Source organism: Streptomyces gelaticus, assembly GCF_014649535.1.
GTDB classification, from domain to species: domain Bacteria; phylum Actinomycetota; class Actinomycetes; order Streptomycetales; family Streptomycetaceae; genus Streptomyces; species Streptomyces gelaticus.
In genome coordinates, this window is sequence record NZ_BMTF01000017.1 from 41,228 (window position 1) to 66,107 (window position 24,880).

Sequence of the window (24,880 nt, forward strand, 5' to 3'; positions counted from 1 at the left end):
CTTCGCGACATGGGTGAATGATCCCTGTTGCATCGGTTTTGCCTTCAAGTGGTGGCACCGGGGAAGTTGTGCGCCACTTGGAAGAGTTCGCCCCACACCTGACGGCGCGGCCAGGATCTGGAGCTCATGTGACCAACGCAGCGCAGGGACCGGCGTCCGGAGCCCGAGCGGCTCACCCGGACCACCTCGGCCATGTCATCTTCATCACCGCTGCCGCCGCCATGGGTGGCTTCCTGTTCGGCTACGACAGCTCCGTCATCAACGGCGCCGTCGAGGCGATCCGCAGCCGCTACGACATCGGCTCGGGAACGCTCGCCCAGGTCATCGCCATCGCCCTGATCGGCTGTGCGATCGGCGCGGCCACGGCGGGGCGCATCGCCGACCGCATCGGCCGTATCCGCTGCATGCAGATCGCCTCCGTGCTCTTCACCGTCAGCGCCGTCGGCTCCGCGCTCCCGTTCGCGCTCTGGGACCTGGCGATGTGGCGCATCATCGGCGGCTTCGCCATCGGTATGGCCTCGGTGATCGGCCCGGCGTACATCGCGGAGGTCTCGCCGCCCGCCTACCGCGGCCGGCTCGGCTCCTTCCAGCAGGCGGCGATCGTCGTCGGCATCGCCATCTCCCAGCTGGTCAACTACGGCATTCTGCAGCTCGCCGACGGCGATCAGCGCGGAAGCATCGGCGGTCTCGAAGCCTGGCAGTGGATGCTCGGCGTGATGGTCGTCCCGGCGGCCCTGTACGGGCTCCTGTCCTTCGCGATTCCCGAGTCGCCGCGGTTCCTGATCTCGGTCGGCAAGAAGGACCGGGCCCGGAAGATCCTGGAGGAGGTCGAAGGCAGGAGCGTCGACCTCGATGCCCGGGTGATCGAGATCGAGACCGCGATGCACCGCGAGCACAAGTCCAGGTTCACGGACCTGCTCGGCGGCCGCTTCGGCTTCCTGCCGATCGTCTGGGTCGGTATCGGGCTGTCGGTATTTCAGCAACTCGTCGGCATCAACGTGGCGTTCTACTACTCGGCGACGCTCTGGCAGTCCGTCGGCATCGACCCGACCGCCTCGTTCTTCTGGTCGTTCACCACGTCCATCATCAACATCATCGGTACCGTCATCGCGATGGTCCTGGTGGACCGGGTGGGCCGCAAGCCGCTCGCGCTGGCGGGCTCCACCGGCATGGCCATCGCTCTCGCCTTCGAGGCCTGGGCCTTCTCCGCCGAGCTGGTCGACGGCAAACTGCCCACCACCCAGGGCGTCGTGGCGCTCGTCGCGGCCCATGTGTTCGTGCTTTTCTTCGCCCTGTCGTGGGGTGTCGTCGTCTGGGTCTTCCTCGGCGAGATGTTCCCCAACAAGATCCGCGCCGCCGCACTCGGTGTCGCCGCGTCCGCGCAGTGGATCGCCAACTGGGCGATCACCGCGAGCTTCCCCAGCCTGTCCGACTGGAACCTCTCGGGCACGTACATCATCTACGCGTGCTTCGCCACGCTCTCGATCCCCTTCGTGCTCAAGTTCGTGAAGGAGACCAAGGGCAAGGCGCTGGAGGAGATGGGCTGAGGGCTGCCCGTAGTCCCCGGTGGCCCGCCAGGGACTACGGGCAGCCCTCAGGCACCCGGCGCGACCGCATCGCAGAACAGCCGCAGGCTGCGCCATCCCTCCTCGACCGGCATCCCGCCGCACAGCGGGTGCAGCACCAGGCTGTCCAGCTCCGCGGCGGCCGCGGTGCACTCCTCGGGGGTGACGACCCGGTAGACCCCCTCGGCCCGCAGCTCCGGCACCGTCGTCGCCGCCGAACGCACGGCGGAGCGGATGTCCTTGGACTGCCAGGAGGCATAGGTGCGCGCCTCGTGCAGGAAGTACTCGCCGTACTCCGCCCAGGTCCGGTCCGGATCCTCGGACACGTGCAGCAGCGGTGTCTCGGCGGCGGGCATCATGCAGAAGCCGTCCGTTCCGAACTCGGCGCGCCGCTCCTGGTAGTAGGCCTCCAGCTCCGGCAGATGCGCGCTCGGGAAGAACGGCAGCCCGAACCGGGCCGCCCGCCGCGCCGCCGCCCGCGAACTGCCGCCCACCAGCAGCAGCGGGTGCGGCTGGGTGTACGGGCGCGGCGTGATGCGCACCGTACGGCCCCGGTACGGGAACGGCTCACCGGTCCACGCCTGCAGCAGCGTCTCCAGGAGCTCGTCCTGGAGCCTGCCGCGCCGGCCCCATTCGACGCCTGCCTGCTCGTACTCCTCGGGCCGGTACCCGATCCCCGCCACTGTCACCAGCCGGCCGGCGCTCAGCAGGTCCAGGACCGCGATGTCCTCGGCCAGCCTCAGCGGGTCGTGGAGCGGGCCGATGACCGCCGAGACGGTGACCGCGATCCGGCGGGTGGCGCCGAAGACCGAGCCGGCGAAGACGAAGGGGGAGGGCAGCCAGGAGTTGGCGGTGCCGTGGTGCTCCTCGGTCTGCACGGTGTCGATGCCGTGCCCGTCGGCGTACGCGGCCATCTCCAGCGCGGCACGGTAGCGGGCCGCGAGCGGCTCGGGGGTGGCGTCGGGATCGACGAGATTGAACCGGACCACTGTGAAGGCCATGAGACTTGTCCCCATCGTCGGGCGGGCTCGGCGAGGCGGGACAGTAGCTGACGCAGCGTCAGAAGTGTAGGGGTCCGCCCTCGCTCCGGCCCGTCCGGCCGGACGGGGCAGGATCGCGTACAGGGCGGCGGAGGTCGTGATGGTGGCCGCCCGGCCCGGCCCCTGGCGCCCGATCCGGGTGGTGGTGAGTGGGCCGGTGAGTCACCGCACGCCGGTGAAGAGCAGGCCCGGCGCCATTGAACGGCGCCATGCCGGCCACGATGAACAGTGGACAGGGTGCCGAGAGCCGGTCGGGCAGGAAGGGGTCGATGAACGCGACCGGGTCGCGGGTGGCGGACGGGCCCGGCTCGGCGACCGCCGTCACCGCCCCCGTGAGCCCCATGGGTAAGTGCACGACCCCGGCGCCGGCGGTGAGGGGCGCGGTCAAGATCGTACCTTTACCCCCAAAAGGTGCATAACGCTCAAGGGGATGCTCGGGGATCCTTCGGGGCGGTCCCTTCGGGCGGTCGTGACTGATACTGGGTGGGTTATGGAATTCGTCATCCTTGCTGTAGTCATCGCCCTGGTCGCGGTCGGCGTGATCAGCGGGCTCGTGGTCAGCGGCCGCAAGAAGAAGCAGCTGCCCCCGGCACCGTCGAGCACGCCGACCATCACTCCTCCCGCCGAGCCCCATGTCGGCGAGGAAGCCGAGACGCCGCGCGAGGAACCGCGCCGCACCATCGAGGAGGTCGGCCCCCCCGAGGCCGAGGCTCCCGCCGAGGAGGCCCCCGAGGCCGTCGAGCCGGAGGCGCCCGCCGCCCCCGCCCTCGAAGTGCCCGAACCCACCGCCGGCCGTCTGGTACGGCTGCGCGCCCGGCTCGCCCGCTCGCAGAACTCCCTCGGCAAGGGGCTGCTCACCCTCCTGTCCCGCGACAACCTCGACGAGGACACCTGGGAGGAGATCGAGGACACCCTCCTCACCGCCGACGTCGGCGTCGCGCCCACCCAGGAGCTGGTGGAGCGGCTCCGCGAGCGCGTCCGCGTGCTCGGCACCCGTACCCCCGAAGGGCTGCGCACGCTGCTGCGCGAGGAGCTCCTCACCCTGCTCGGCACCGACTTCGACCGTGCGGTCAAGACGGAGAGCGGCCTCGACACCCCCGGCGTCGTGATGGTCGTCGGCGTCAACGGCACCGGCAAGACCACCACCACCGGCAAGCTGGCCCGGGTGCTCGTCGCCGACGGCCGCAGCGTCGTGCTCGGCGCGGCGGACACCTTCCGGGCGGCCGCCGCCGATCAGCTCCAGACCTGGGGCGAGCGCGTCGGCGCCCGCACCGTGCGCGGCCCCGAGGGCGGCGACCCCGCGTCGATCGCCTTCGACGCGGTGAAGGAAGGCATCGCCGAGGGCGCCGATGTGGTCCTCATCGACACCGCCGGACGGCTGCACACCAAGACCGGGCTCATGGACGAGCTCGGCAAGGTCAAGCGGGTCGTCGAGAAGCACGGACCGCTCGACGAGGTCCTGCTGGTCCTGGACGCCACGACCGGGCAGAACGGTCTGGTGCAGGCCCGGGTGTTCGCCGAGGTCGTGGACATCACCGGCATCGTGCTCACCAAGCTGGACGGTACCGCCAAGGGCGGAATCGTCGTCGCCGTCCAGCGCGAGCTGGGCGTGCCGGTGAAGCTGGTCGGACTCGGCGAGGGCCCGGACGACCTGGCCCCCTTCGAGCCGGAGGCGTTCGTGGACGCCCTGATCGGCGACTGAGAGCTCGCACCGCACCCGAAGAGCCCGACCGCACGGCACAGCAGCGGTCGGGCTCTCGGCATCACGGGACCGGTTCGCGGTGTCACGGGACCGGTTCCGGCACCGGCGCGCTCAGCCGCGCAGCGGTGCGCGGTGGCAGCTGTACGCCAGCGTGCCGAGCAGCAGCCGGGCCTGCGGCGGGGCGGCCGCCGTGTCCAGCACCGGTGGGCGCAGCCAGCGGACCGGGCCCAGGCCGCCCTCGTCGGACGGCGGGGCGGTGACGTGGCAGCCGGGCCCCAGCGCCCGCAGGTCCAGCCCCGCGTCGTCCCAGCCCATCCGGTACAGCAGCTGCGGGAGCTCGGTGGCGGCCCCCGGTGCCACGAAGAACTGCGCCCGCCCGGCCGGGGTCACCGCGACCGGCCCGAGCGGCAGCCCCATCCGCTCCATCCGCACCAGGGCTCGGCGCCCGGCCGCCTCGGCGACATCGAGGACGTCGAAGGTGCGGCCCACCGGCAGCAGCATCGAGGCGCCCGGCACCTGGGCCCATGCGTCGGCCACCGCGTCGAGCGTGGCGCCCGCGGGGACCTCGGGGGCGAACTCCAGTGGATGGGCGCCGGGGGAGGAGCAGTCCGTCCGTCCGCACGAGCAGCGGCCGGCCGCGGCCCGCGCGCCCGGCGCGACGGCCCAGCCCCACAGTCCCGTGTACTCGGCCACTGCCGTGCACTCGGCCGTACGGCCGCGGCGCCGTGAGCCGGTGCGCATCTCCAGGATGCCGCCGATCGTGAAGCCCATGCCCCCTCCAACGGGTCCGACTCGCCGGTGGTTACGACGCGGGCTTGAGTCGTGACGCTCCGTCGCCGCCGTCGATCCGGTGTGCGCCGGTGGCATTCGGGGTCGTGCGAGATGGCTTGCACGCCCCGTTCCGCGTCACTGCGCCTGCTGCTGATCGCCGTGTGTCAAGTGAATCGCGGCCGACAGCGGTGGCGTTCATTCGAAGGGGTGGCGAATGGTGGCGTTTCTGTAATCGCCCTCGCCCGGGGGGTGATCGTAGGATTACCGTCGGTACACGAACCATGGAAGTATGTGCGCCCATGGGTATGCCGGAGGCAACCCGATTTCCTGTTCGGCGGTGCGCACCCTCCGCATGGGCGCATCGGCTCAGGGCATTCTGGTAATGGTTCGCGCGACAGGTATTCAGCGGGATGGGGGCGTTCCAGTGAGTGGCAGCGGCGCAGGCGATTCGAATGCCGGCAAGCGCCCCAACGGGCAATTGAGCTCATGGTTCGTGCGAAGCGGGTGGTCGAAGGGCGAGCTCGCCCGCCAGGTGAATCGCCGGGCGCGCCAGATGGGTGCCCACCACATCAGCACCGACACCTCCAGAGTGCGGCGCTGGCTCGACGGAGAGCAGCCGCGCGAGCCGATCCCGCGCATCCTCTCCGAGCTCTTCTCGGAGCGCTTCGGCGCCGTCGTCGCCGTCGAGGACCTCGGCCTGCGCTCCCCGCACCAGTCGCCGTCCGTGTCCGGCGTCGACCTGCCATGGGCCGGCCCGCAGACCGTCGCCCTGCTCAGCGAGTTCTCCCGCAGCGACCTCATGCTCGCCCGCCGGGGATTCCTCGGCTCCTCGCTCGCCCTGGCCGCCGGACCCGCGCTCATCGAGCCCATGCAGCGCTGGCTGGTGCCCGTCTCCACCGCCGGCACCGCGGAACCGGAACCCGCGGCCGCGACCCGCCGCCCCTCCCGGCTCTCCGGCCCCGAGCTCGATCTGCTGGAGTCCACCACCGCGATGTTCCGCCAGTGGGACGCGCAGTGCGGCGGCGGACTGCGCCGCAAGGCCGTCGTCGGGCAGCTCCACGAGGTCACCGACCTGCTCCAGGAACCGCAGCCGGAGGCCACCGCCAAGCGGCTCTTCCGGTGCGCCGCCGAGCTGGCCGAGCTGGCGGGCTGGATGAGCTACGACGTCGGCCTCCAGCCCACCGCCCAGAAGTACTTCGTCCTCGCGCTCCACGCGGCCAAGGAGGCCGGTGACAAACCGCTGGGCTCGTACATCCTGTCCAGCATGAGCCGCCAGATGATCCACCTCGGACGGCCCGACGACGCCCTCGAACTGATCCACCTCGCGCAGTACGGCAGCCGTGACTGCGCCACCCCGCGCACCCAGGCCATGCTGTATGCGATGGAGGCCCGCGCGTACGCCAACATGGGCCAGCCCAGCAAGTGCAAACGAGCCGTCCGGATGGCCGAGGACACCTTCCTCGACGTGGGGATCGACGGCGAGCCCGAGCCCGACTGGATCCGCTTCTTCTCGGAGGCCGAGCTCAACGGCGAGAACTCCCACTCCTTCCGCGACCTCGCCTATGTGGCGGGCCGCAGCCCCACGTACGCCATGCTCGCCGAGCCCCGGATGGAAAAGGCCGTCCAGCTCTTCGAGGAGGACGGCGAGCACCAGCGGTCGTACGCGCTCAACCTGGTCGGTCTCGCCACCGTCCACCTCCTCAAGCACGAGCCCGAACAGTCCACGGTCCTGGCCGAACAGGCCCTGCGCGTCGCCAGGAAGATCCGCTCCGAGCGCGTCAACAACCGGCTCCGCAAGACCGTCGACACCGCCGCCAGGGACTTCGGGGACATCCCCGAGGTCGCCAGGCTCACCGATCTCCTCACCGAGCAGCTGCCGGAGACCGCGGAAGCGGTCTGAGCAGCACCCCCGGCCCCGGCCACGGCGACCACACCGCACAGACCGACTTCGGCTCCCCCAATTGCCAGGTCAGCGGGTGGTCGGCGTGGCCGGTTCGCATTGCCGCGCCCGTACGGGAGAGTCGTCATCGCACCCTGTGCGGGCCCGGCCGCGGGGCGGGCCCGGCACCGGTGGCGCCACCGTCGGTTCATGGCGGCGTAACACACCCGGCCTCTTCGTCACCGCCGTGAAACACCGTGCGGCATCGGCGGAAACCGCGCTGGGCGAATCTCGTGGCCATAACCGGCCCGCACCCTTTTCCCAGTGGTCCCGCACGTGGTGCCGCTCCCGATCGCCCGCACGCGGCCGCTCCGACGACGAGGAGACGCCGATGCCCCCAGGCATCACGACGCTTGCCGCAGACACCCCGACACTGTCTGCCGCCAACACCGGGTTCATGCTCATCTGCTCCGCCATGGTGATGCTCATGACCCCGGCCCTGGCCTTCTTCTACGGGGGCATGGTCCGCGTCAAGAGCACCCTCAACATGCTGATGATGAGCTTCATCAGTCTCGGGATCGTCACGGTCCTGTGGGTGCTCTACGGCTTCAGCCTCGCCTTCGGCTCCGACATCGGCTCCGTCCTCGGCTGGAGCCCGGACTACCTCGGCCTCAGCGGGATCGGCGTCACCCAGCTCTGGGACGGCTACACGATCCCGGTCTATGTCTTCGCCGTCTTCCAGCTGATGTTCGCCGTGCTCACCCCGGCCCTGATCAGCGGCGCCCTCGCCGACCGGGTCAGATTCACCTCCTGGGCCCTGTTCATCACGCTCTGGGTCACCGTCGTCTACTTCCCCGTCGCCCACTGGGTCTGGGGCGCGGGCGGCTGGCTGTACGAGATGGGGGTCATCGACTTCGCGGGCGGTACCGCCGTCCACATCAACGCCGGTGCGGCGGCGCTCGGAGTGATCCTCGTCATCGGCAAGCGTGTCGGCTTCAAGAAGGACCCGATGCGGCCGCACAGCCTGCCGCTCGTCATGCTCGGCGCCGGTCTGCTCTGGTTCGGCTGGTTCGGCTTCAACGCCGGCTCGTGGCTCGGCAACGACGACGGCGTCGGCGCGGTGATGTTCGTCAACACCCAGGTCGCCACCGCCGCCGCGATGCTCGCCTGGCTCGGCTACGAGAAGCTCCGCCACGGCTCCTTCACCACCCTGGGCGCGGCCTCCGGCGCGGTCGCGGGACTCGTCGCCATCACCCCGTCCGGGGGTGCGGTCAGCCCGCTCGGCGCCCTCGCGGTCGGCGCGATCGCCGGTGTGCTCTGCGCCATGGCCGTCGGCCTGAAGTACAAGTTCGGCTACGACGACTCGCTGGACGTGGTCGGCGTCCACCTCGTCGGCGGTATCGCGGGCTCCCTCCTCGTGGGCCTCTTCGCCACCGGCGGTGTCCAGTCCCACGCCAAGGGCCTCTTCTACGGCGGCGGCCTCGAACAGCTCGGCAAGCAGGCCGTCGGCGTCTTCGCCGTGCTCGCGTACTCTCTGGTCGTCTCCGCGGTCCTGGCCTTCGTGCTGGACCGGACGATCGGGATGCGGGTCCCCGAGGACGACGAGATCTCCGGCATCGACCAGGTCGAACACGCCGAGACCGCGTACGACTTCAGTGGAGCGGGCGGCGGCGCGGCCCCGCGCACCACGAGCCCGGCCCCGGGCAGCACGGCAGCAGCGAAGACGAAGAAGGTGGACGCATGAAGCTCATCACCGCAGTCGTGAAGCCCCACCGGCTGGACGAGATCAAGGAGGCCCTCCAGGCCTTCGGCGTCCAGGGCCTCACGGTCACGGAAGCCAGCGGATACGGACGCCAGCGCGGTCACACCGAGGTCTACCGGGGCGCCGAGTACACCGTCGACCTCGTGCCCAAGATCCGTATCGAGGTCCTGGTCGAGGACGAGGACGCCGAACAGGTCATCGACGTCGTCGTGAAGGCCGCCCGCACCGGAAAGATCGGTGACGGCAAGGTCTGGAGCGTGCCGGTCGACACCGCGGTCCGGGTACGGACGGGCGAACGCGGCCCGGACGCACTCTGACCGACGCTCCCGAGACGAAAGGCAGCCGGGTGACGAGCACCGGAGCAACCACCGAATCCGCCCACGAGCAACCAGGCGGCTACGCGGCGGCCCGGCTGCGCCTCCTCCAGGAGAAGGCGCGGTCCGGGCCGCCGCGCCGCGCGGCCCTCGCGGCCCTCACCGACGAATGGCTCACCGCGCTGTTCACCACCGCCGCCCGGCAGACCGGCGTCCAGGGCGCCGCCCTCGTCGCCGTCGGCGGCTACGGACGCGCCGAACTCTCCCCGCGCAGCGACCTCGACCTGCTGCTCCTGCACGACGGGAACGCCGACCCGGCGGCCGTCGCCGCCCTCGCCGACCGCCTCTGGTACCCCGTCTGGGACCTCGGCCTCGCCCTCGACCACTCCGTACGCACCCCCGCCGAGGCCCGCAGGACGGCCGGCGAGGACCTCAAGGTCCAGCTCGGACTGCTCGACGCCCGGCCCGTCGCCGGGGACCTCGGACCCGTCGCCGCGATGCGCACCGCGATCCTCGCCGACTGGCGCAGCCAGGCCGCCAAGCGCCTGCCCGCACTGCACGAGCTCTGCCACGAACGCGCCGGACGCCAGGGCGAGTTGCGGTTCCTCCTCGAACCCGACCTCAAGGAGGCCGGCGGTGGACTGCGGGACGCCACCGCCCTGCGCGCCGTCGCCGCTTCCTGGGTCGCCGACGCCCCCCGCGAGGGGCTCGCCGAAGCCCGCCGCGTCCTTCTCGACGCCCGCGACGCCCTCCACCTCACCACCGGCCGCGCCACCGACCGCCTCGCCCTCCAGGAACAGGACCAGGTCGCCGCCGAGCTCGGCCTGCTCGACGGGGACGCCCTGCTCCGCCAGGTCTACGAGGCCGCCCGCACCATTGCGTACGCCGCCGACGTCACCTGGCGCGAGGTCGACCGCGTGCTGCGCGCCCGGTCCATGCGCCCCCTGCTGCGCGCCCTGCTGGGCGGCGGCCGGGCGGCCACCGCGGAACGTACCCCGCTCGCCGAGGGCGTCGTCGAGGCCGACGGCGAAGCGGTCCTCGCCCGCACCGCCCGCCCCGAGCGCGACCCCGTGCTCGTGCTGCGCGCCGCCGCCGCGGCCGCCCAGTCCGAGCTCCCGCTCTCCCGCCACGTCGCACGCCGGCTGGCCGCCGCCGCGGCCCCGCTGCCGGTGCCCTGGCCCGCCGAGGCCCGCGAGGAACTCGTCACCCTCCTCGGCGCGGGCGAGGCCACCGTCCCCGTCTGGGAGGCGCTCGAAGCCGAAGGGCTGATCACCCGCCTGTTCCCGGACTGGGAACGTGTCCACTGCCGCCCCCAGCGCAACCCCGTCCACACCTGGACCGTCGACCGCCACCTCGTCGAAACGGCCGTCCGCGCCTCCACCCTCACCCGCCGCGTCCACCGCCCCGACCTCCTCCTCGTCGCGGCCCTCCTGCACGACATCGGCAAGGGCTGGCCGGGCGACCACTCCGTGGCCGGTGAGGTCATCGCCCGGGACACGGCCGCCCGGATCGGCTTCGACCAGCACGACGTGGGCGTCGTCGCCACCCTCGTACGCCACCACCTGCTGCTCGTCGAGACCGCCACCCGGCGCGACCTCGACGACCCGGCGACCGTCCGCTCCGTCGCCGACGCGGTCCAGAGCGCCACCACCCTGGAGCTCCTGCACGCGCTCACCGAGGCCGACGCCCTCGCCACCGGGCCCGCCGCCTGGTCCGCCTGGCGCGCCTGCCTCGTCTCCGACCTCGTGGGACGCGTCGCCGCCGTGCTCGCCGGCCGGGCCCCGGAGGAACCGGAGCCCGTCGCACCCGGCGCCGAACAGGAACGCCTCGCCGTCGAGGCCCTGCGCACCAGCGGCCCCGTCCTCGCCCTGCGCGCCCGGAACGAGGCCCCGGACGAGGACGGCGGGCCGGAACCCGTCGGCGTCGAGCTCCGGATCGTCCTGCCCGACCGCCCCGGCGTGCTGCCCGCGGCGGCGGGCGTCCTCGCGCTGCACCGCCTCACCGTGCGCGCCGCCGAGCTGCGCGCCGTGGAACTGCCCACCGAGCTGGGCGGGAGCGCGGAGCTGCTGCTGCTCAGCTGGCGGGTCGCGGCCGAGTACGGCTCGCTGCCGCAGGCCGCCAGGCTCCGTGCCGACCTCGTACGCGCCCTGGACGGTTCCCTGGACATCCGCGCCCGGCTCGCCGAGCGCGAGGCCGCCGGTCCGCGCCGCCGCGGGGTGAAGGCGCCGCCGCCGCGGGTGACCGTCGCTGCGGCCGGTTCCCGGCTGGCGACGGTGATCGAGGTACGGGCCCAGGACGCCCCGGGGCTGCTGCACCGGATCGGCCGGGCGCTGGAGCAGAGCGGGGTACGGGTGCGCAGCGCGCATGTGTCGACCCTGGGGGCGAACGCGGTGGACGCCTTCTACATCACGGACACGGACGGGAAGCCGCTGCCCGGGGAACGTGCGCTCGCGGTGGCGAGCGCGGTGGAGGCCGCGCTGCGGGCGTGAGACGGGGAGAAAGCGGCGTGGCCTGCGCCCGGGATTTCCCGGGCAGGGGTCATCGTTTCTGCCGAGCCGGATACCCTGGGGTACCGAATCCACTTTGCCCCCGACCCTGAGGACCGACGAGCGCCGTGTTCGATACTCTCTCCGACCGCCTTGCCGCGACTTTCAAGAACCTCAGGGGCAAGGGCCGCTTGTCCGAGGCGGACATCGACGCCACGGCTCGCGAGATCCGTATCGCCCTGCTCGAAGCCGATGTCGCGCTGCCCGTCGTCCGCGCCTTCATCGCCAACGTCAAGGAGCGGGCGCGTGGCGCCGAGGTCTCCCAGGCGCTGAACCCGGCCCAGCAGGTCGTCAAGATCGTCAACGAGGAGCTCGTCGGCATCCTCGGCGGCGAGACCCGGCGGCTGCGGTTCGCCAAGAACCCGCCCACCGTGATCATGCTCGCCGGTCTCCAGGGTGCCGGTAAGACCACCCTCGCCGGAAAGCTCGGCCTCTGGCTCAAGGGCCAGGGCCACTCCCCGCTGCTCGTGGCCTGTGACCTCCAGCGCCCCAACGCCGTCAACCAGCTCAGTGTCGTCGCCGACCGCGCCGGTGTCGCGGTGTACGCGCCCGAGCCGGGCAACGGGGTCGGTGACCCGGTCCAGGTCGCCAAGGACTCGATCGAGCACGCCCGCACCAAGCAGTTCGACGTGGTGATCGTCGACACCGCGGGCCGCCTCGGTATCGACCAGGAGCTGATGCAGCAGGCCGCGGACATCCGCGACGCCGTCAGCCCCGACGAGATCCTTTTCGTCGTCGACGCGATGATCGGCCAGGACGCGGTCAACACCGCCGAGGCCTTCCGCGACGGCGTCGGTTTCGACGGCGTGGTGCTCTCCAAGCTCGACGGTGACGCCCGCGGTGGTGCGGCCCTGTCGATCGCCCATGTCACGGGCAAGCAGATCATGTTCGCGTCGAACGGTGAGAAGCTCGACGACTTCGACGCCTTCCACCCCGACCGCATGGCCTCCCGCATCCTCGACATGGGTGACCTGCTCACCCTGATCGAGCAGGCGGAGAAGACCTTCAGCCAGGAAGAGGCCGCCAAGATGGCCTCCAAGCTGGCGTCCAGCAAGGGCAAGGACTTCACGCTCGACGACTTCCTGGCCCAGATGGAGCAGGTCAGGAAGATGGGCTCCATCTCCAAGCTGCTCGGCATGCTGCCCGGCATGGGGCAGATCAAGGACCAGATCAACAACATCGACGAGCGCGACGTGGACCGCACCGCCGCGATCATCAAGTCGATGACCCCGAAGGAGCGCGCCGAGCCGACGATCATCAACGGCTCGCGCCGGGCCCGTATCGCCAGGGGTTCCGGCGTCGAGGTCAGCGCGGTGAAGAACCTGGTGGAGCGGTTCTTCGAAGCCCGCAAGATGATGTCGAAGATGGCCCAGGGCGGCGGCATGCCGGGGATGCCCGGGGTGCCGGGCATGGGCGGTGGCCCCGGTCGGCAGAAGAAGCAGGTCAAGCAGGCCAAGGGCAAGCGCAAGAGCGGCAACCCGATGAAGCGCAAGGCCGAGGAGCAGGCCGCGGCGGCCCGCCGCGAGCAGGCGGCGCAGGGCGGTGCGTTCGGTCTGCCGGCGCAGGGCGACAAGAACTTCGAGCTGCCGGACGAGTTCAAGAAGTTCATGGGCTGAACCGGCCCGTGGTCCGGCGGGCCGCGACGGCCCGGTGATGTCCCGAAGGGGGCGCCCGCTTTCCGGCGGGTGCCCCCTTCGGCATGCACTCAGGTGCCGCCATGACTGCCGTATCCCGTACTCCCGGGGGCCCATCCGGCCGTCCGGCAGACCCTGGGAGGGCTTTGCCTGTATTTATCCGTTACTGTCGCTGACAACGGCTGTCGGCAGAGGAGCGCGCGTGACCACCCCCGTACCTCCCCGCGACCGGACCGATCAGCCCTGGCGCTCCGAGGGGGCCCCGCCGCCCCCGCCGCCGGGCCGCAAGATGCCGGGAGGCTGGGGCGGACTGCTGCTGACCGCGCTGGCCGTCTATCTGATCGCCAATCTGGTGCTCTCCTTCTTCAACGGGGGGAAGGAGCGGACGATCGCCTACACGGAGTTCAGCAAACAGGTCACCTCGGGCAATGTCTCCAAGATCTACTCCAAGGGCGATGCCATCGAGGGACAGCTCAAGAAGGAGGCGAAGGTCCCGGGGAGCGACGAGAAGTACACCAAGTTCGTCACCCAGCGGCCGGCCTTCGCGGACGACAACCTCTGGGCCGAACTGGTCAAGGAGAACGTCACGGTCACGGCCGAGCCGGTCGTCCAGCAGCGCAGCTTCCTCGCCAATCTGCTGATCTCGCTGGCGCCCATGCTGCTCCTCGTCGTGCTCTGGGTGTTCATCGCGCGGCGGATGTCCAGGGGCATGGGCGGCGGGATGGGCGGCTTCGGGCGCAAGGCCCCGCCCAAGCCCGTCGAGCTGGAGGGCGCCAAGCGCACCACCTTCAAGGACGTGGCCGGGATCGACGAGGTCGAGGGTGAGCTCAACGACGTCGTGGACTTCCTGAAGAACCCGCAGGCGTACCGGACGATGGGCGCCCGGATGCCCGGCGGGGTGCTCCTCGCGGGACCGCCCGGCACCGGCAAGACCCTGCTGGCCAGGGCCGTCGCCGGTGAGGCCGGAGTGCCGTTCTTCTCGGCGTCGGCCTCCGAGTTCATCGAGATGATCGTCGGCGTCGGCGCGAGCCGGGTCCGGGAACTCTTCGCGGAGGCGCGCAAGGTCGCCCCCGCCATCGTCTTCATCGACGAGATCGACACCATCGGCCGGGCCCGTGGCGGCGGCTCCGGCATGGGCGGCCACGACGAGCGCGAGCAGACACTCAACCAGATCCTCACCGAGATGGACGGCTTCTCCGGTTCGGAGGGCGTCGTCGTGCTCGCCGCCACCAACCGCGCCGACGTGCTCGACCCCGCGCTCACCCGGCCCGGCCGGTTCGACCGGATCGTCCAGGTCAGCCCGCCGGACAGGAGCGGCCGGGAGGCGATCCTGGAGATCCACACCCGGCAGATCCCGCTCGCAGGCGACGTGAACCTGGCCCAGGTGGCCGGTACCACCCCCGGAATGACCGGTGCGGAGCTGGCCAACCTGGCCAACGAGGCCGCGCTCCTGGCCGTCAAGCGACGGCAGTCCGAGGTCACCCAGCCCGACTTCTCGGACGCCCTGGAGAAGGTCCAGCTGGGTGCGGAACGCTCACTGGTCATGTCCGACGAGGAACGCCGCAGGACCGCGTACCACGAGAGCGGCCACGCCCTGCTCGGCATGCTCCAGCCGGGCGCCGACCCGGTCCGCAAGGTCACCATCGTGCCGCGCGGCCGCGCCCTGGGCGTCACGCTCTCGACACCGGACGCCGACAAGTACGCGTACACCGAGGAATATCTGCGCGGCCGGATCATCGGTGCGCTCGGGGGCATGGCCGCCGAGCAGGTCGTCTTCGACATGGTCACCACCGGTGCGGAGAACGACCTGGAACAGGTCACCAACCTGGCCCGCGGCATGGTCGGCCGCTGGGGCATGAGCCACAAGGTGGGCAGGCTGACGGCGATCCCGGGCGACGCCCAGCAGGCGTACGGACTGTCGGCGGCCCCCGCCACGCTCGACGCGGTGGACGGCGAGATGCGGCGGATCGTCGACGAGTGCTACGAGGCGGCCTGCGGGCTCCTGCGCGAGAACCGGGACCGGCTGGACTCGCTGTCCGCCGCGCTCCTGGCGAACGAGACGCTGGACGAGGACGCGGCCTACCGGGCGGCAGGCATCACCCGCCCGGCCAAGTAGCGGACGCCACGGTCGCTCAGGTGGTGCACACGAGATAGCGGAAGACGTTCGGCATCCAGATCGTGCCGTCCCCGCGCCGGTGCGGATGAAGGGCCTGTGCGACCTCCTTCTCCACCTGGGCCCGGTCCGTCGCCCGTACCGCCGCGTCGAAGAGCCGGGTGGAGAGCAGCCCGCGCACCGCGCTGTCCGTGTCCGCGTACCCGAACGGGCACGCCACCCGGCCCGAGCCGTTGGGATTCAGACCGGCCCGGAACGCCAGCTCCTCCAGATCGTCCCGGCCCGACGTCCGCCAGCCGCCGGTGCGCGGGGCCCGGTCACGGTCGGACAGCCGCTCCGCCACCCGCAGCACGGGCGCCGTCGCACAGCGCTCCGGCGGACCCCAGCCGGTGAGCACCACGGTGCTGCCCCGCGCGGCCAGCGGCAGCGCGGACCGCAGCGCGGCCACCAGCCCCTCGCCGTCGTCGAAGGAGCAGCCGATCGGGGTGAACGCGGTGATCAGGTCGTACGGCGTTCCGTCGGCCGGCCGGGCCGCGGACGGATCACCCGTCAGCAGCCTCGGGTGCCCGGCCGGGCGTCCGGCGTCGCTCCCGGGCTCGGGCAGCAGCCGGGTCCGGGCGAGCGCCAGCCGTTCGAGGTCGGTGTCCACCCCGGTGACGCGCGCCCCACGGGCGGCCGCGATCAGCAGCGCGAGACCGGAGCCGCAGCCGAGGGAGAGCAGCCGGGTGCCGGCTCCCACTTCGAGCCGGTCGTACACCGCCTCGTACAGCGGTGTCAGCATCCGCTCCTGGATCTCGGCCCAGTCCGGGGCACGGTTCCCGGGGGCCGTTCGGGTGGACGTCTCCGCGTGGCTCTGGTGCCGGACGAGCGTTGGTGTCATGGAAAGCGCCCCAATCCGCCGAGAGGTCGGCCGTGTCCGATCGGTAGTGCCCGAGTGCTTGCTTCCCCCGTGTACTGCGCCCGCTTCCCCCGTGTGTCAGAGAACTGCGCATCCGCTGCCGCGTCCAGGGGGCCGATGGCAACGGATGCGTGCCGCGGTGGTGCGTCCGTGGGGCGGGCCCCCGGCACCGGGGCCCGTCGCCCCGTGCGATGGGCGGTGTCGCCGTACGATGCGCGCCATGGCAAAGGCACCCGTTCTCACGCCCCAGGCCGAGGACTTTCCCCGCTGGTACCAGGATCTGATCAACAAGGCCGAACTCGCGGACAACGGCCCGGTGCGCGGCACCATGGTCATCCGGCCGTACGGATACAGCCTGTGGGAGCGGATGCAGCAGGAGATGGATGCCCGGATCAAAGGGGCGGGCGCCCGCAACGCCTACTTCCCGCTCTTCATCCCCCAGTCTTACCTGACACGCGAGGCCGAGCACGTCGAGGGATTCGCACCGGAGCTCGCGATGGTCACCCACGGCGGCGGGAAAGAGCTCGAAGAGCCCGTGGTGGTGCGGCCGACCTCCGAAACGATCATCAACGAATACTTCTCGAAGTGGGTGCAGAGCTACCGGGATCTGCCGCTCCTGATCAACCAGTGGGCGAACGTCGTGCGCTGGGAGATGCGACCGCGGGTCTTTCTCCGTACGACGGAATTCCTCTGGCAGGAGGGCCACACCGCCCATGCCACCGACGAGGAGGCCCGGGACTTCGCCGCGTACATCCACCGCGAGGTGTACGCGGACTTCATGGTCAATGTGCTGGGCATCGACGTGGTCCTCGGCCGCAAGACCCCGGCGGAGCGGTTCGCCGGGGCCGTCAACACCCTCACGCTCGAAGCGATGATGCGGGACGGCAAGGCCCTGCAGATGGGTACGAGCCACGAACTCGGCACCAACTTCGCCAGGGCCTTCCACACCAGCTACCTCTCCAGACAGGGCAGGCAGGAGCTGGTCCGGCAGACCTCGTGGGGCTCCTCGACCCGGATGGTCGGCGGGCTGATCATGGCCCACGGCGACGACCACGGGCTCCGGGTGCCGCCGCGGCTCGCACCCGTCCAGGCGGTCGTCCTCGCGGTCAAGGAGGACGAGGCCGTGCTGGGCGCGGTCCGGTCCGTCGCGGAGCGGCTGCGCGCGGCGGGGATCAGGACCGAGGTCGACGACCGCACGGACACCCCGTTCGGCCGCCGGGCGGTCGACTGGGAGCTGAAGGGCGTGCCGGTGCGGATCGAGATCGGTCCGCGCGATCTGGCGGACGGCACCGCGATGCTGGCCCGGCGCATTCCGGGCGGGAAGGAACCGGTCCCGGCCGAGGCCCTGCCCGCGCTGCTCCCGGCGGTTCTGGAGGAGGACCAGGCGGCGCTGCTGCGGGAGTCCCGGAGCCGGCGTGAGTCGGCCACCAGCGAGGCCGCGACCGTGGAAGAGGCCGTGGAGGCGGCGGCCGCGGGCGGCTGGGCCCGGATCGCCTGGTCGGCTCTCGGCCCGGCGGGGGAGGCCCGGCTCGCGGAACACGGGGTGTCCGTACGGTGCCTGGTCGCCGCGGACGGGTCGGTGCCCGACTCCGACGACGCGCCCGGTACTGTCGCCCTGGTGGCACGCGCCTATTGACGCCCCACCCACCGCACGGGGCGTCCGGCGCCCCGGCGTACGGTGGCTGCCTACGCGCCCGGCGTACACGTCGCTACGTACCACCTTGTTGTGAGCTGCGAGGCTTCTCCGCAGTTCTGCGCACCCGCCCTCGTCGGGATGCATCGAAGGGCAACTGACTGGTACGTGCAAATTATTTGGGATGGCCCGGAATCGGAACACCGGGGCACCCGCGCTCGTTGTCACGACGTGAGCACGACACCACCTGTACTTGCCGCAGAGCTGGCGCAGGCGTGGGCCGACATTCAGCGGTACCACCCCGAGCTGCCGGATCTTGCCGCGCCCGAGTCCCTGATCGGAGAGTCCTCGTCCGCCTGCGGCGCCGAGCTCTCCTTCGAGCGACTGCTGCACGAGGCAGTCCACGGAATCGCCGCCGCGCGAGGCGTCCGCGACACTTCGCGCGCCGGCCGCTACCACAACCGCAGATTCCTCGCGATCGCCGAGGAGCTGGGCCTCGACCACGCCGAGGAGCCCCACCCCAGCAGCGGTTTCTCGCTGGTCACCCTCAACCCCGAGGCCAAGCGCCGGTACCGCCCGACGATCGAGCGGCTGCAGCGCGCCCTCAAGGCGCACACGGTCGCCACCGCCGCCGACACCAAGCGCTCCTTCCGCGGGCCGGCCGCCCGGCACGGCTCCTCCGGTGGGGGCGTCCGCGTCAAGGCCGTCTGCGACTGCGGGCGCAATGTGCGGGTCGTCCCGTCGGTCCTGGCGCAGGCGCCGATCGTCTGCGGAGGCTGCGGAAAGCCCTTCCGGATCCCGGAAGCCGCGGTCGCGGTCGGGTGACCCGACACGGTGTGGCACAATGGCTAGCTGTACTCGACAGTCGCACAGGACCCCTCTCTCCTCCGGCTGACGCGTCCATCGGGCACCCGAGTACCGCAACCCCACGTGGCATCTTCGTTGTGCCCAACCACGTCATAGACCAGGAGACACCACTCCCGTGGCAGTCAAGATCAAGCTGAAGCGTCTGGGCAAGATCCGTTCGCCTCACTACCGCATCGTCGTCGCCGACTCCCGTACCCGCCGTGACGGCCGGGCCATCGAGGAGATCGGCCTGTACCACCCGGTGCAGAACCCCTCGCGCATCGAGGTCAACTCGGAGCGTGCGCAGTACTGGCTGTCCGTCGGCGCCCAGCCGACCGAGCCGGTTCTCGCGATCCTGAAGCTCACCGGTGACTGGCAGGCCCACAAGGGTCTCCCGGCCCCCGCGCCGCTGCTGCAGCCGGAGCCCAAGGCTGACAAGCGCGCCCTGTTCGAGGCTCTGACCAAGGACGGTGGCGACGAGTCCAAGGGCGAGGCCATCACGCAGAAGGCGAAGAAGTCCGACAAGAAGGCGGACGAGGCTGCTGACGCGGCTGCGTCCGCCGAGTCGACCGAGGCCTGAGCATGCTCGAGGAGGCTCTCGAGCACCTCGTGAAGGGCATCGTCGACAACCCTGACGATGTGCAGGTCGCCTCGCGCAACCTGCGCCGTGGTCGCGTGCTGGAGGTCCGGGTCCACCCCGACGACCTCGGCAAGGTGATCGGCCGCAACGGCCGCACCGCTCGCGCACTGCGTACCGTCGTGGGCGCCATCGGCGGCCGTGGCATCCGCGTCGACCTCGTCGATGTGGATCAGGTTCGCTGACAGAGTTGAACACCGGCACGGGCCGGGGAGGGCCATGCGCCCGCCCCGGCCCGTCGTCGTACGACAGGAGAGACACAAGGTGCAGTTGGTAGTCGCGCGGATCGGCCGTGCCCATGGCATCAAGGGCGAGGTCACCGTCGAGGTCCGTACGGACGAGCCGGAACTGCGGCTCGGGCCCGGGGCCGTGCTCGCCACCGAACCGGCCGGCGCCGGACCGCTGACGATCGAGACCGGCCGGGTGCACAGCGGACGGCTGCTGCTGCGCTTCGAGGGCGTCCGCGACCGTACGGCTGCCGAGGCCCTGCGCAACACGCTCCTGATCGCCGAGGTCGATCCCGCGGAACTCCCCGAGGACCCCGAGGAGTTCTACGACCACCAGCTGATGGACCTCGACGTGGTACTCGCCGACGGCACCGAGATCGGCCGGATCACCGAGATCACGCACCTGCCGTCCCAGGACCTCTTCATCGTCGAGCGGCCGGACGGCAGCGAGGTGATGATCCCCTTCGTCGAGGAGATCGTCACCGAGATCGATCTGGCGGAGCAGCGCGCGGTGGTCACCCCGCCGCCCGGCCTGATCGACGCGAGCCAGGCCGTGATCGCCTCCGCGCGGGACGAAGAGGGCGACGACGGGGCTCCGGCGGCCGGGAAGGACGCCTGATGCGACTCGATGTCGTCACGATCTTCCCCGAGTACCTGGAACCGCTGAACGTCTCCCTCGTCGGCAAGGCCCGCGCGCGCGGCCGCCTCGACGTCCATGTGCACGACCTGCGCGACTGGACGTACGACCGGCACCACACCGTCGACGACACCCCGTACGGCGGCGGCCCCGGCATGGTCATGAAGACCGAGCCGTGGGGCGAGGCCCTGGACGACACCCTGGCGGAAGGATACGAGGCCGGGGCGCACTCCCCGGTGCTCGTGGTGCCCACGCCCAGCGGGCGCCCGTTCACCCAGGAGCTCGCCGTCGAACTCTCCGAGCGGCCCTGGCTGATCTTCACGCCGGCCCGCTACGAGGGCATCGACCGGCGGGTGATGGACGAGTACGCCACCCGGATGCCGGTGATCGAGGTGTCCATCGGCGACTATGTGCTGGCCGGCGGGGAGGCCGCGGTGCTGGTGATCACGGAGGCGGTCGCCCGGCTGCTGCCCGGGGTGCTCGGCAACGCCGAATCGCACCGGGACGACTCCTTCGCCCCCGGCGCGATGGCCAACCTGCTGGAGGGGCCCGTCTACACCAAGCCGCCCGAGTGGCGGGGCCGGGAGATCCCGGAGGTGCTGCTCAGCGGTCACCACGGTCGGATCGCCCGCTGGCGCCGGGACGAGGCGTTCCGTCGTACCGCCCTGAACCGGCCCGATCTGATCGAGCGCTGCGACGCCGCGGGGTTCGACAAGAAGGACCGCGAGATGCTCTCCATCCTCGGCTGGGCGCCCGAGCCCGGCGGCCGATTTTGGCGCAGGCCCGAGGCCGTGGAAGAATAGGCCGCTGCTGTACGTCCGGCGTACGCCCCTGCCACAGGGGGAACGACGTCCGTCCGACGCGATCAGCACCCCATTTCTCACTATCTCCCGTCGATGACCTGTGGCATCGGCGAAGAAAGCAGACAACATGGCTTCCCTGCTCGATGACGTCAACGCCGCGTCGCTGCGTACCGACATCCCGTCGTTCCGCCCCGGTGACACCGTCAACGTCCACGTCCGAGTGATCGAGGGCAACCGCTCCCGTATCCAGCAGTTCAAGGGCGTAGTCATCCGTCGCCAGGGTGCGGGCATCAGCGAGACCTTCACGGTCCGCAAGGTCTCCTTCAGCGTCGGCGTCGAGCGCACCTTCCCGGTGCACAGCCCGATCTTCGAGAAGATCGAGCTCGTCACCCGCGGTGACGTCCGTCGCGCCAAGCTGTACTACCTCCGGGAGCTGCGCGGCAAGGCCGCGAAGATCAAGGAGAAGCGCGACAACTGAGCTGACTCCCAGGTCCACGGCCCGGCCGGATAGGCTCTGGCCCCGATGGACACGGAAGCAAAGCCCTCGGAGCGCGACCGCTCCTCCGCACCCGCAACGGCGTCGGAGGAGGGGTCGCGCTCCTCGCGTATCCCGGACCGGCAGGCACCCCCGATGACCTGGCGCCGGACCGCGGCGTTCGGGGCCGTCTGCGCGGCCTTCGTGCTGCTCCTGAGCAACTACGTGGTGCAGCCCTTCCTGATCCCCAGCGGCTCGATGGAGCCCACGCTGCGGGTGGGGGACCGGGTGCTGGTGAACAAACTGGCCTACCGTTCCGGCTCCGAGCCGCAACGCGGCGACGTGGTGGTCTTCGACGGCACCGGGTCCTTCGTCCAGGAACCTCCGCAGGAGAACCCCGTCACCGGTCTGATGCGCTCGGTGGCCGCCTCCCTGGGCCTCGCGGAGCCCGTCGAGACCGACTACGTGAAGCGGGTGGTGGGCGTGGGCGGTGACCGGGTGGTCTGCTGCGACAAGCGGGGCCGGATCGAGGTGAACGGCCGGCCGGTCCTCGAAGGCTATCTCTACCCGGGGGACGCCCCCTCCACGGCCCGCTTCGACATCGTCGTCCCCGACGGCACGCTGTGGATGATGGGCGACCACCGGAGCAACTCCCGCGACTCGCGTGACCACCTGGGAGAGCCGGGCGGTGGCATGGTCCCGGTCGACATGGTGATCGGCCGGGTGGACTGGATCGGCTGGCCGCCCAGCCGGGTGGGCTCGCTGCCGGACAGCGCCGCCTCCGCCGTGCGGGCGCCGGGCGGGGGGCATGGGTAACCGCGGCCGCGGACGGCGCGGGTCGTCCGGTACCGGGACGGCGGCCGCGCGTTCGCTGCCCACCAGGGCAGAGCGGCGGAAGCTGGCCCGCAAGGTCGAGCGACGACGGCGCGGGGCCGCCGTACGGGAGATCCCGCTGCTCGTCCTCGTGGCGCTGCTCATCGCGCTCGTGCTCAAGACCTTCCTGGTGCAGGCCTTCGTGATCCCTTCGGGATCGATGGAGCAGACCATCCGGATCGGTGACCGGGTGCTCGTGGACAAACTGACGCCCTGGTTCGGATCCAGGCCCCAACGCGGCGACGTGGTCGTCTTCAAGGACCCGGGGCGCTGGCTGAACCAGGAGAACGCGGACAAGAAGGAGTCGCCCGTCGTCGTCAAGCAGGCGAAGGAGGTGCTGGCCTTCATCGGGCTGCTGCCCTCCGACGACGAACAGGATCTGATCAAGCGGGTGATCGCGGTCGGCGGCGACACGGTGAAGTGCTGCGGCAAGGACGGCCGGATCAGCGTCAACGGCGTACCGCTCGACGAGCCCTATCTGTATCCGGGGAACCCTCCCTCCCTCATCAGATTCGAGGTCGAGGTTCCGGAGGGCCGGATCTTCGTGATGGGCGACCACCGGTCCGACTCCGCCGATTCCCGATACCACCTGGACGAGCCGGCGCACGGCACGATCTCCGAGGACGAGGTCGTGGGACGCGCAGTCGTGATCGCCTGGCCCTTCGGTCACTGGCGAAAGCTGGAGGAGCCGGCGACCTTCGGTTCGGTCCCTGACGCGCGCGCCGGGTCGGCTGCCGCTTCGGGTCCGTCGAATAGTGTGTCGTCCCAGGATCTGAACGGAATGATCCCTCTCCCGACCCCTGCGGAACTCCCGCTCGTTATGGGAGTGGTGGGCCTGCACCGGCTAGGGCGCAGGCGGTGGCACGGAATAAGGAGTGGATGTGGGGGATTTGGCCGTCGGCGCACGATCCGGACACGGGGAACCCGAGGACCGGCCGGACCATTCGGGTCAAGCCGGGTCCGCCGGGGCGACGGGCCACGCGGGGAGTGACGGCGATACCCCGGACGGCGGTGGCAGGCCGGCGAAGAAGCCGCGTTCCTTCTGGAAGGAGCTGCCGCTGCTGATCGTCATCGCGCTGGTTCTCGCGCTGCTGATCAAGACGTTCCTGGTGCAGGCGTTCTCGATCCCCTCGGACTCGATGCAGAACACGCTCCAGCGGGGCGATCGGGTGCTGGTCGACAAGCTGACCCCCTGGTTCGGCGCGGAGCCCGAGCGCGGCGAGGTGGTCGTGTTCCACGACCCGGGCGGCTGGCTGGACGAGACCCCGGAGGTCCATCCGAATGCGCTCCAGAAGTTCCTCAGCTTCATCGGGCTGATGCCGTCCGTCGAGGAGAAGGACCTGATCAAGCGGGTCATCGCCGTCGGCGGCGACACGGTGGAGTGCAAGGAGAACGGCCCGGTCGTGGTCAACGGCATGGCCTTGGACGAGCAGTCGTTCATTTTCCCGGGCAACACCCCCTGCAACGACGCGCCCTTCGGGCCGATCAAGGTGCCCGAGGGCCGGATCTGGGTGATGGGCGACCACCGCCAGGACTCCCGCGACTCCCGCTACCACCAGGAGCTGCCGGGCGACGGCACGGTCTCCAACGACGAGGTGGTCGGCCGGGCCATCGTCGTGGCGTGGCCGATCAACCGCTGGGCGACCCTGCCCGTCCCGAAGACCTTCGACCAGCCGGGCCTGAACGCGGTGACGGCGATGGCGCCCGGCGCGCTCGGCATCGCCGGGGCCGTGCCGATCGTGCTCTGGCGGCGCAGGCGGGCCCGCCTGGGCCGGCCGGCAGCAGTGACTGATGGTCTGTCATGATCCGTTGAATCATGCCGGTACGGCGGGGCCGCGGTGGCGTTGATGTCGTTGCGATCAAGGCATCGGCAAGATCGAGTAAATGCGCGGATACCCGCCGGGTGTTCTTCGTAGGATTTTGACGGCCGATCAGTACAGCTGCGACGGAGTGTGAGGATCTGCGTCCGGGCGAGCCCTGGCCACCACCCGTACATGGGGGTATCGGCGGGTGCGGCTCCAGCCGGACGGTACGGAAAGAACCGCCCTCCGGTTGCTCGGCGAGCACGCTGAGCAACCGGAGGGCGGTTGTCGGTGGTGGGAGGCCGGGATGCCGGGCGGACCGCGGTCGGCAAGACGGTCGGGGATGCAGGAGCGCTGTGGAACTCCCGCTCGTTGTTCGGGGCAGGGGGTCTTTGAACGGCAAGGCCCTGGAGCAGGTGTGTGCGCAGAGTGAGGACTGGATGTGAGTGACGTGGCTGCCGGTGCACGACCTGGACATGAAGAGCCCGCGAAGAGGCCCGACCAGTCCGCTGAGCCTGCCTCCGGTCCGTCGGTGGAGACACCGGGCCCGGGTGCGGACGGAGACAGGAACGGGGACAGGAGCAGCGAGAAGGTCAGGAAACAGCGTCCTTTCTGGAAGGAGCTGCCGCTGCTGATCGTCATCGCACTGGTTCTCGCGCTGCTGATCAAGACGTTCCTGGTGCAGGCGTTCTCGATCCCCTCGGACTCGATGCAGAACACGCT

22 protein-coding genes are annotated in these 24,880 nt (G+C 70.9%); 19 read left to right on the forward strand and 3 right to left on the reverse strand.

The window, feature by feature from the left end; all coding sequences use genetic code 11:
- Positions 1–128 precede the first annotated feature (128 nt).
- A complete protein-coding gene (locus tag IE107_RS23105) occupies positions 129–1,547 on the forward strand; it encodes a sugar porter family MFS transporter (protein ID WP_189545864.1) in 1,419 nt (472 codons plus the stop codon).
- Between the two features lie 47 nt (positions 1,548–1,594).
- Here IE107_RS23105 and IE107_RS23110 read toward each other — a convergent pair whose 3' ends face one another.
- Entirely contained in the window at positions 1,595–2,566 is a 972-nt protein-coding gene (locus IE107_RS23110) for an LLM class flavin-dependent oxidoreductase (RefSeq protein WP_189545866.1), read from the reverse strand.
- 529 nt (positions 2,567–3,095) lie between these two features.
- Between IE107_RS23110 and ftsY the strand changes: the two genes are divergently transcribed.
- Positions 3,096–4,307: a signal recognition particle-docking protein FtsY gene (gene ftsY, locus IE107_RS23115; protein ID WP_189545868.1), complete on the forward strand. Its 1,212-nt coding sequence runs from the start codon at positions 3,096–3,098 to the stop codon at positions 4,305–4,307.
- Positions 4,308–4,418: 111 nt separating this feature from the next.
- On the opposite strand, the gene IE107_RS23120 is transcribed toward ftsY, so the two are convergent.
- A complete protein-coding gene (locus IE107_RS23120; RefSeq protein ID WP_189545870.1) occupies positions 4,419–5,078 on the reverse strand; it encodes a bifunctional DNA primase/polymerase in 660 nt (219 codons plus the stop codon).
- Positions 5,079–5,502: 424 nt separating this feature from the next.
- On the opposite strand from IE107_RS23120, the gene nsdA reads away from it, so the two are divergent.
- The 6 genes from nsdA (at position 5,503) to ftsH (ending at position 15,329) form a co-directional block, all read left to right on the forward strand.
- Complete coding sequence (nsdA, locus tag IE107_RS23125) at positions 5,503–6,978, forward strand: transcriptional repressor NsdA (protein WP_189545871.1); 1,476 nt, start codon at positions 5,503–5,505, stop codon at positions 6,976–6,978.
- Between the two features lie 370 nt (positions 6,979–7,348).
- Positions 7,349–8,701 carry an ammonium transporter gene (locus IE107_RS23130; RefSeq protein WP_189545873.1) on the forward strand — a complete coding sequence of 451 codons (1,353 nt, stop codon included), beginning with the start codon at positions 7,349–7,351 and terminating at the stop codon, positions 8,699–8,701.
- A complete protein-coding gene (locus IE107_RS23135; RefSeq protein WP_189545875.1) occupies positions 8,698–9,036 on the forward strand; it encodes a P-II family nitrogen regulator in 339 nt (112 codons plus the stop codon). Before IE107_RS23130 ends, IE107_RS23135 begins: the two co-directional genes overlap by 4 nt.
- Before the next feature lie 29 nt (positions 9,037–9,065).
- Positions 9,066–11,522 carry a [protein-PII] uridylyltransferase gene (locus tag IE107_RS23140; protein WP_189545877.1) on the forward strand — a complete coding sequence of 819 codons (2,457 nt, stop codon included), beginning with the start codon at positions 9,066–9,068 and terminating at the stop codon, positions 11,520–11,522.
- Between the two features lie 125 nt (positions 11,523–11,647).
- Positions 11,648–13,195, forward strand: coding sequence for a signal recognition particle protein (gene ffh / locus IE107_RS23145; protein ID WP_189545879.1), 1,548 nt, complete (start codon positions 11,648–11,650; stop codon positions 13,193–13,195).
- A gap of 220 nt (positions 13,196–13,415) precedes the next feature.
- Positions 13,416–15,329 (forward strand): ATP-dependent zinc metalloprotease FtsH, encoded by a 1,914-nt coding sequence (ftsH, locus tag IE107_RS23150; protein ID WP_189545881.1) that lies wholly within the window; start codon positions 13,416–13,418, stop codon positions 15,327–15,329.
- A gap of 16 nt (positions 15,330–15,345) precedes the next feature.
- Here the strand turns inward: ftsH and IE107_RS23155 are convergent, their stop codons facing one another.
- Positions 15,346–16,206 (reverse strand): class I SAM-dependent methyltransferase, encoded by an 861-nt coding sequence (locus tag IE107_RS23155; protein WP_189545883.1) that lies wholly within the window; start codon positions 16,204–16,206, stop codon positions 15,346–15,348.
- 238 nt (positions 16,207–16,444) lie between these two features.
- Between IE107_RS23155 and proS the strand changes: the two genes are divergently transcribed.
- The 11 genes from proS to IE107_RS35215 form a co-directional block, all read left to right on the forward strand.
- A complete protein-coding gene (gene proS, locus IE107_RS23160) occupies positions 16,445–17,860 on the forward strand; it encodes a proline--tRNA ligase (protein WP_189545885.1) in 1,416 nt (471 codons plus the stop codon).
- A gap of 228 nt (positions 17,861–18,088) precedes the next feature.
- Positions 18,089–18,682 carry a hypothetical protein gene (locus IE107_RS23165; RefSeq protein WP_030928573.1) on the forward strand — a complete coding sequence of 198 codons (594 nt, stop codon included), beginning with the start codon at positions 18,089–18,091 and terminating at the stop codon, positions 18,680–18,682.
- A gap of 157 nt (positions 18,683–18,839) precedes the next feature.
- Positions 18,840–19,283, forward strand: coding sequence for a 30S ribosomal protein S16 (rpsP, locus tag IE107_RS23170; RefSeq protein WP_124716132.1), 444 nt, complete (start codon positions 18,840–18,842; stop codon positions 19,281–19,283).
- A gap of 2 nt (positions 19,284–19,285) precedes the next feature.
- Positions 19,286–19,525: an RNA-binding protein gene (locus tag IE107_RS23175; protein ID WP_005311361.1), complete on the forward strand. Its 240-nt coding sequence runs from the start codon at positions 19,286–19,288 to the stop codon at positions 19,523–19,525.
- A 79-nt stretch (positions 19,526–19,604) separates the two neighbouring features.
- Positions 19,605–20,186: a ribosome maturation factor RimM gene (rimM, locus tag IE107_RS23180; protein ID WP_189545888.1), complete on the forward strand. Its 582-nt coding sequence runs from the start codon at positions 19,605–19,607 to the stop codon at positions 20,184–20,186.
- Entirely contained in the window at positions 20,186–21,007 is an 822-nt protein-coding gene (gene trmD / locus IE107_RS23185; protein WP_189545890.1) for a tRNA (guanosine(37)-N1)-methyltransferase TrmD, read from the forward strand. Before rimM ends, trmD begins: the two co-directional genes overlap by 1 nt.
- A 127-nt stretch (positions 21,008–21,134) precedes the next feature.
- Entirely contained in the window at positions 21,135–21,485 is a 351-nt protein-coding gene (gene rplS / locus IE107_RS23190) for a 50S ribosomal protein L19 (protein ID WP_189545892.1), read from the forward strand.
- Positions 21,486–21,530: 45 nt separating this feature from the next.
- The gene (gene lepB, locus IE107_RS23195; RefSeq protein ID WP_189545893.1) at positions 21,531–22,298 is read left to right on the forward strand and encodes a signal peptidase I; all 768 of its coding nucleotides are present in this window, start codon (positions 21,531–21,533) and stop codon (positions 22,296–22,298) included.
- Positions 22,291–23,346, forward strand: coding sequence for a signal peptidase I (gene lepB / locus IE107_RS23200; RefSeq protein ID WP_189545895.1), 1,056 nt, complete (start codon positions 22,291–22,293; stop codon positions 23,344–23,346). The genes lepB (IE107_RS23195) and lepB (IE107_RS23200) overlap by 8 nt, the downstream gene beginning before the upstream one ends.
- Complete coding sequence (gene lepB / locus IE107_RS23205) at positions 23,246–24,160, forward strand: signal peptidase I (protein ID WP_189546039.1); 915 nt, start codon at positions 23,246–23,248, stop codon at positions 24,158–24,160. Before lepB (IE107_RS23200) ends, lepB (IE107_RS23205) begins: the two co-directional genes overlap by 101 nt.
- 448 nt (positions 24,161–24,608) lie before the next feature.
- Positions 24,609–24,880, forward strand: a 272-nt coding sequence (locus IE107_RS35215) for a S26 family signal peptidase (RefSeq protein WP_229867190.1), incomplete at its 3' end; no start/stop codon positions are given.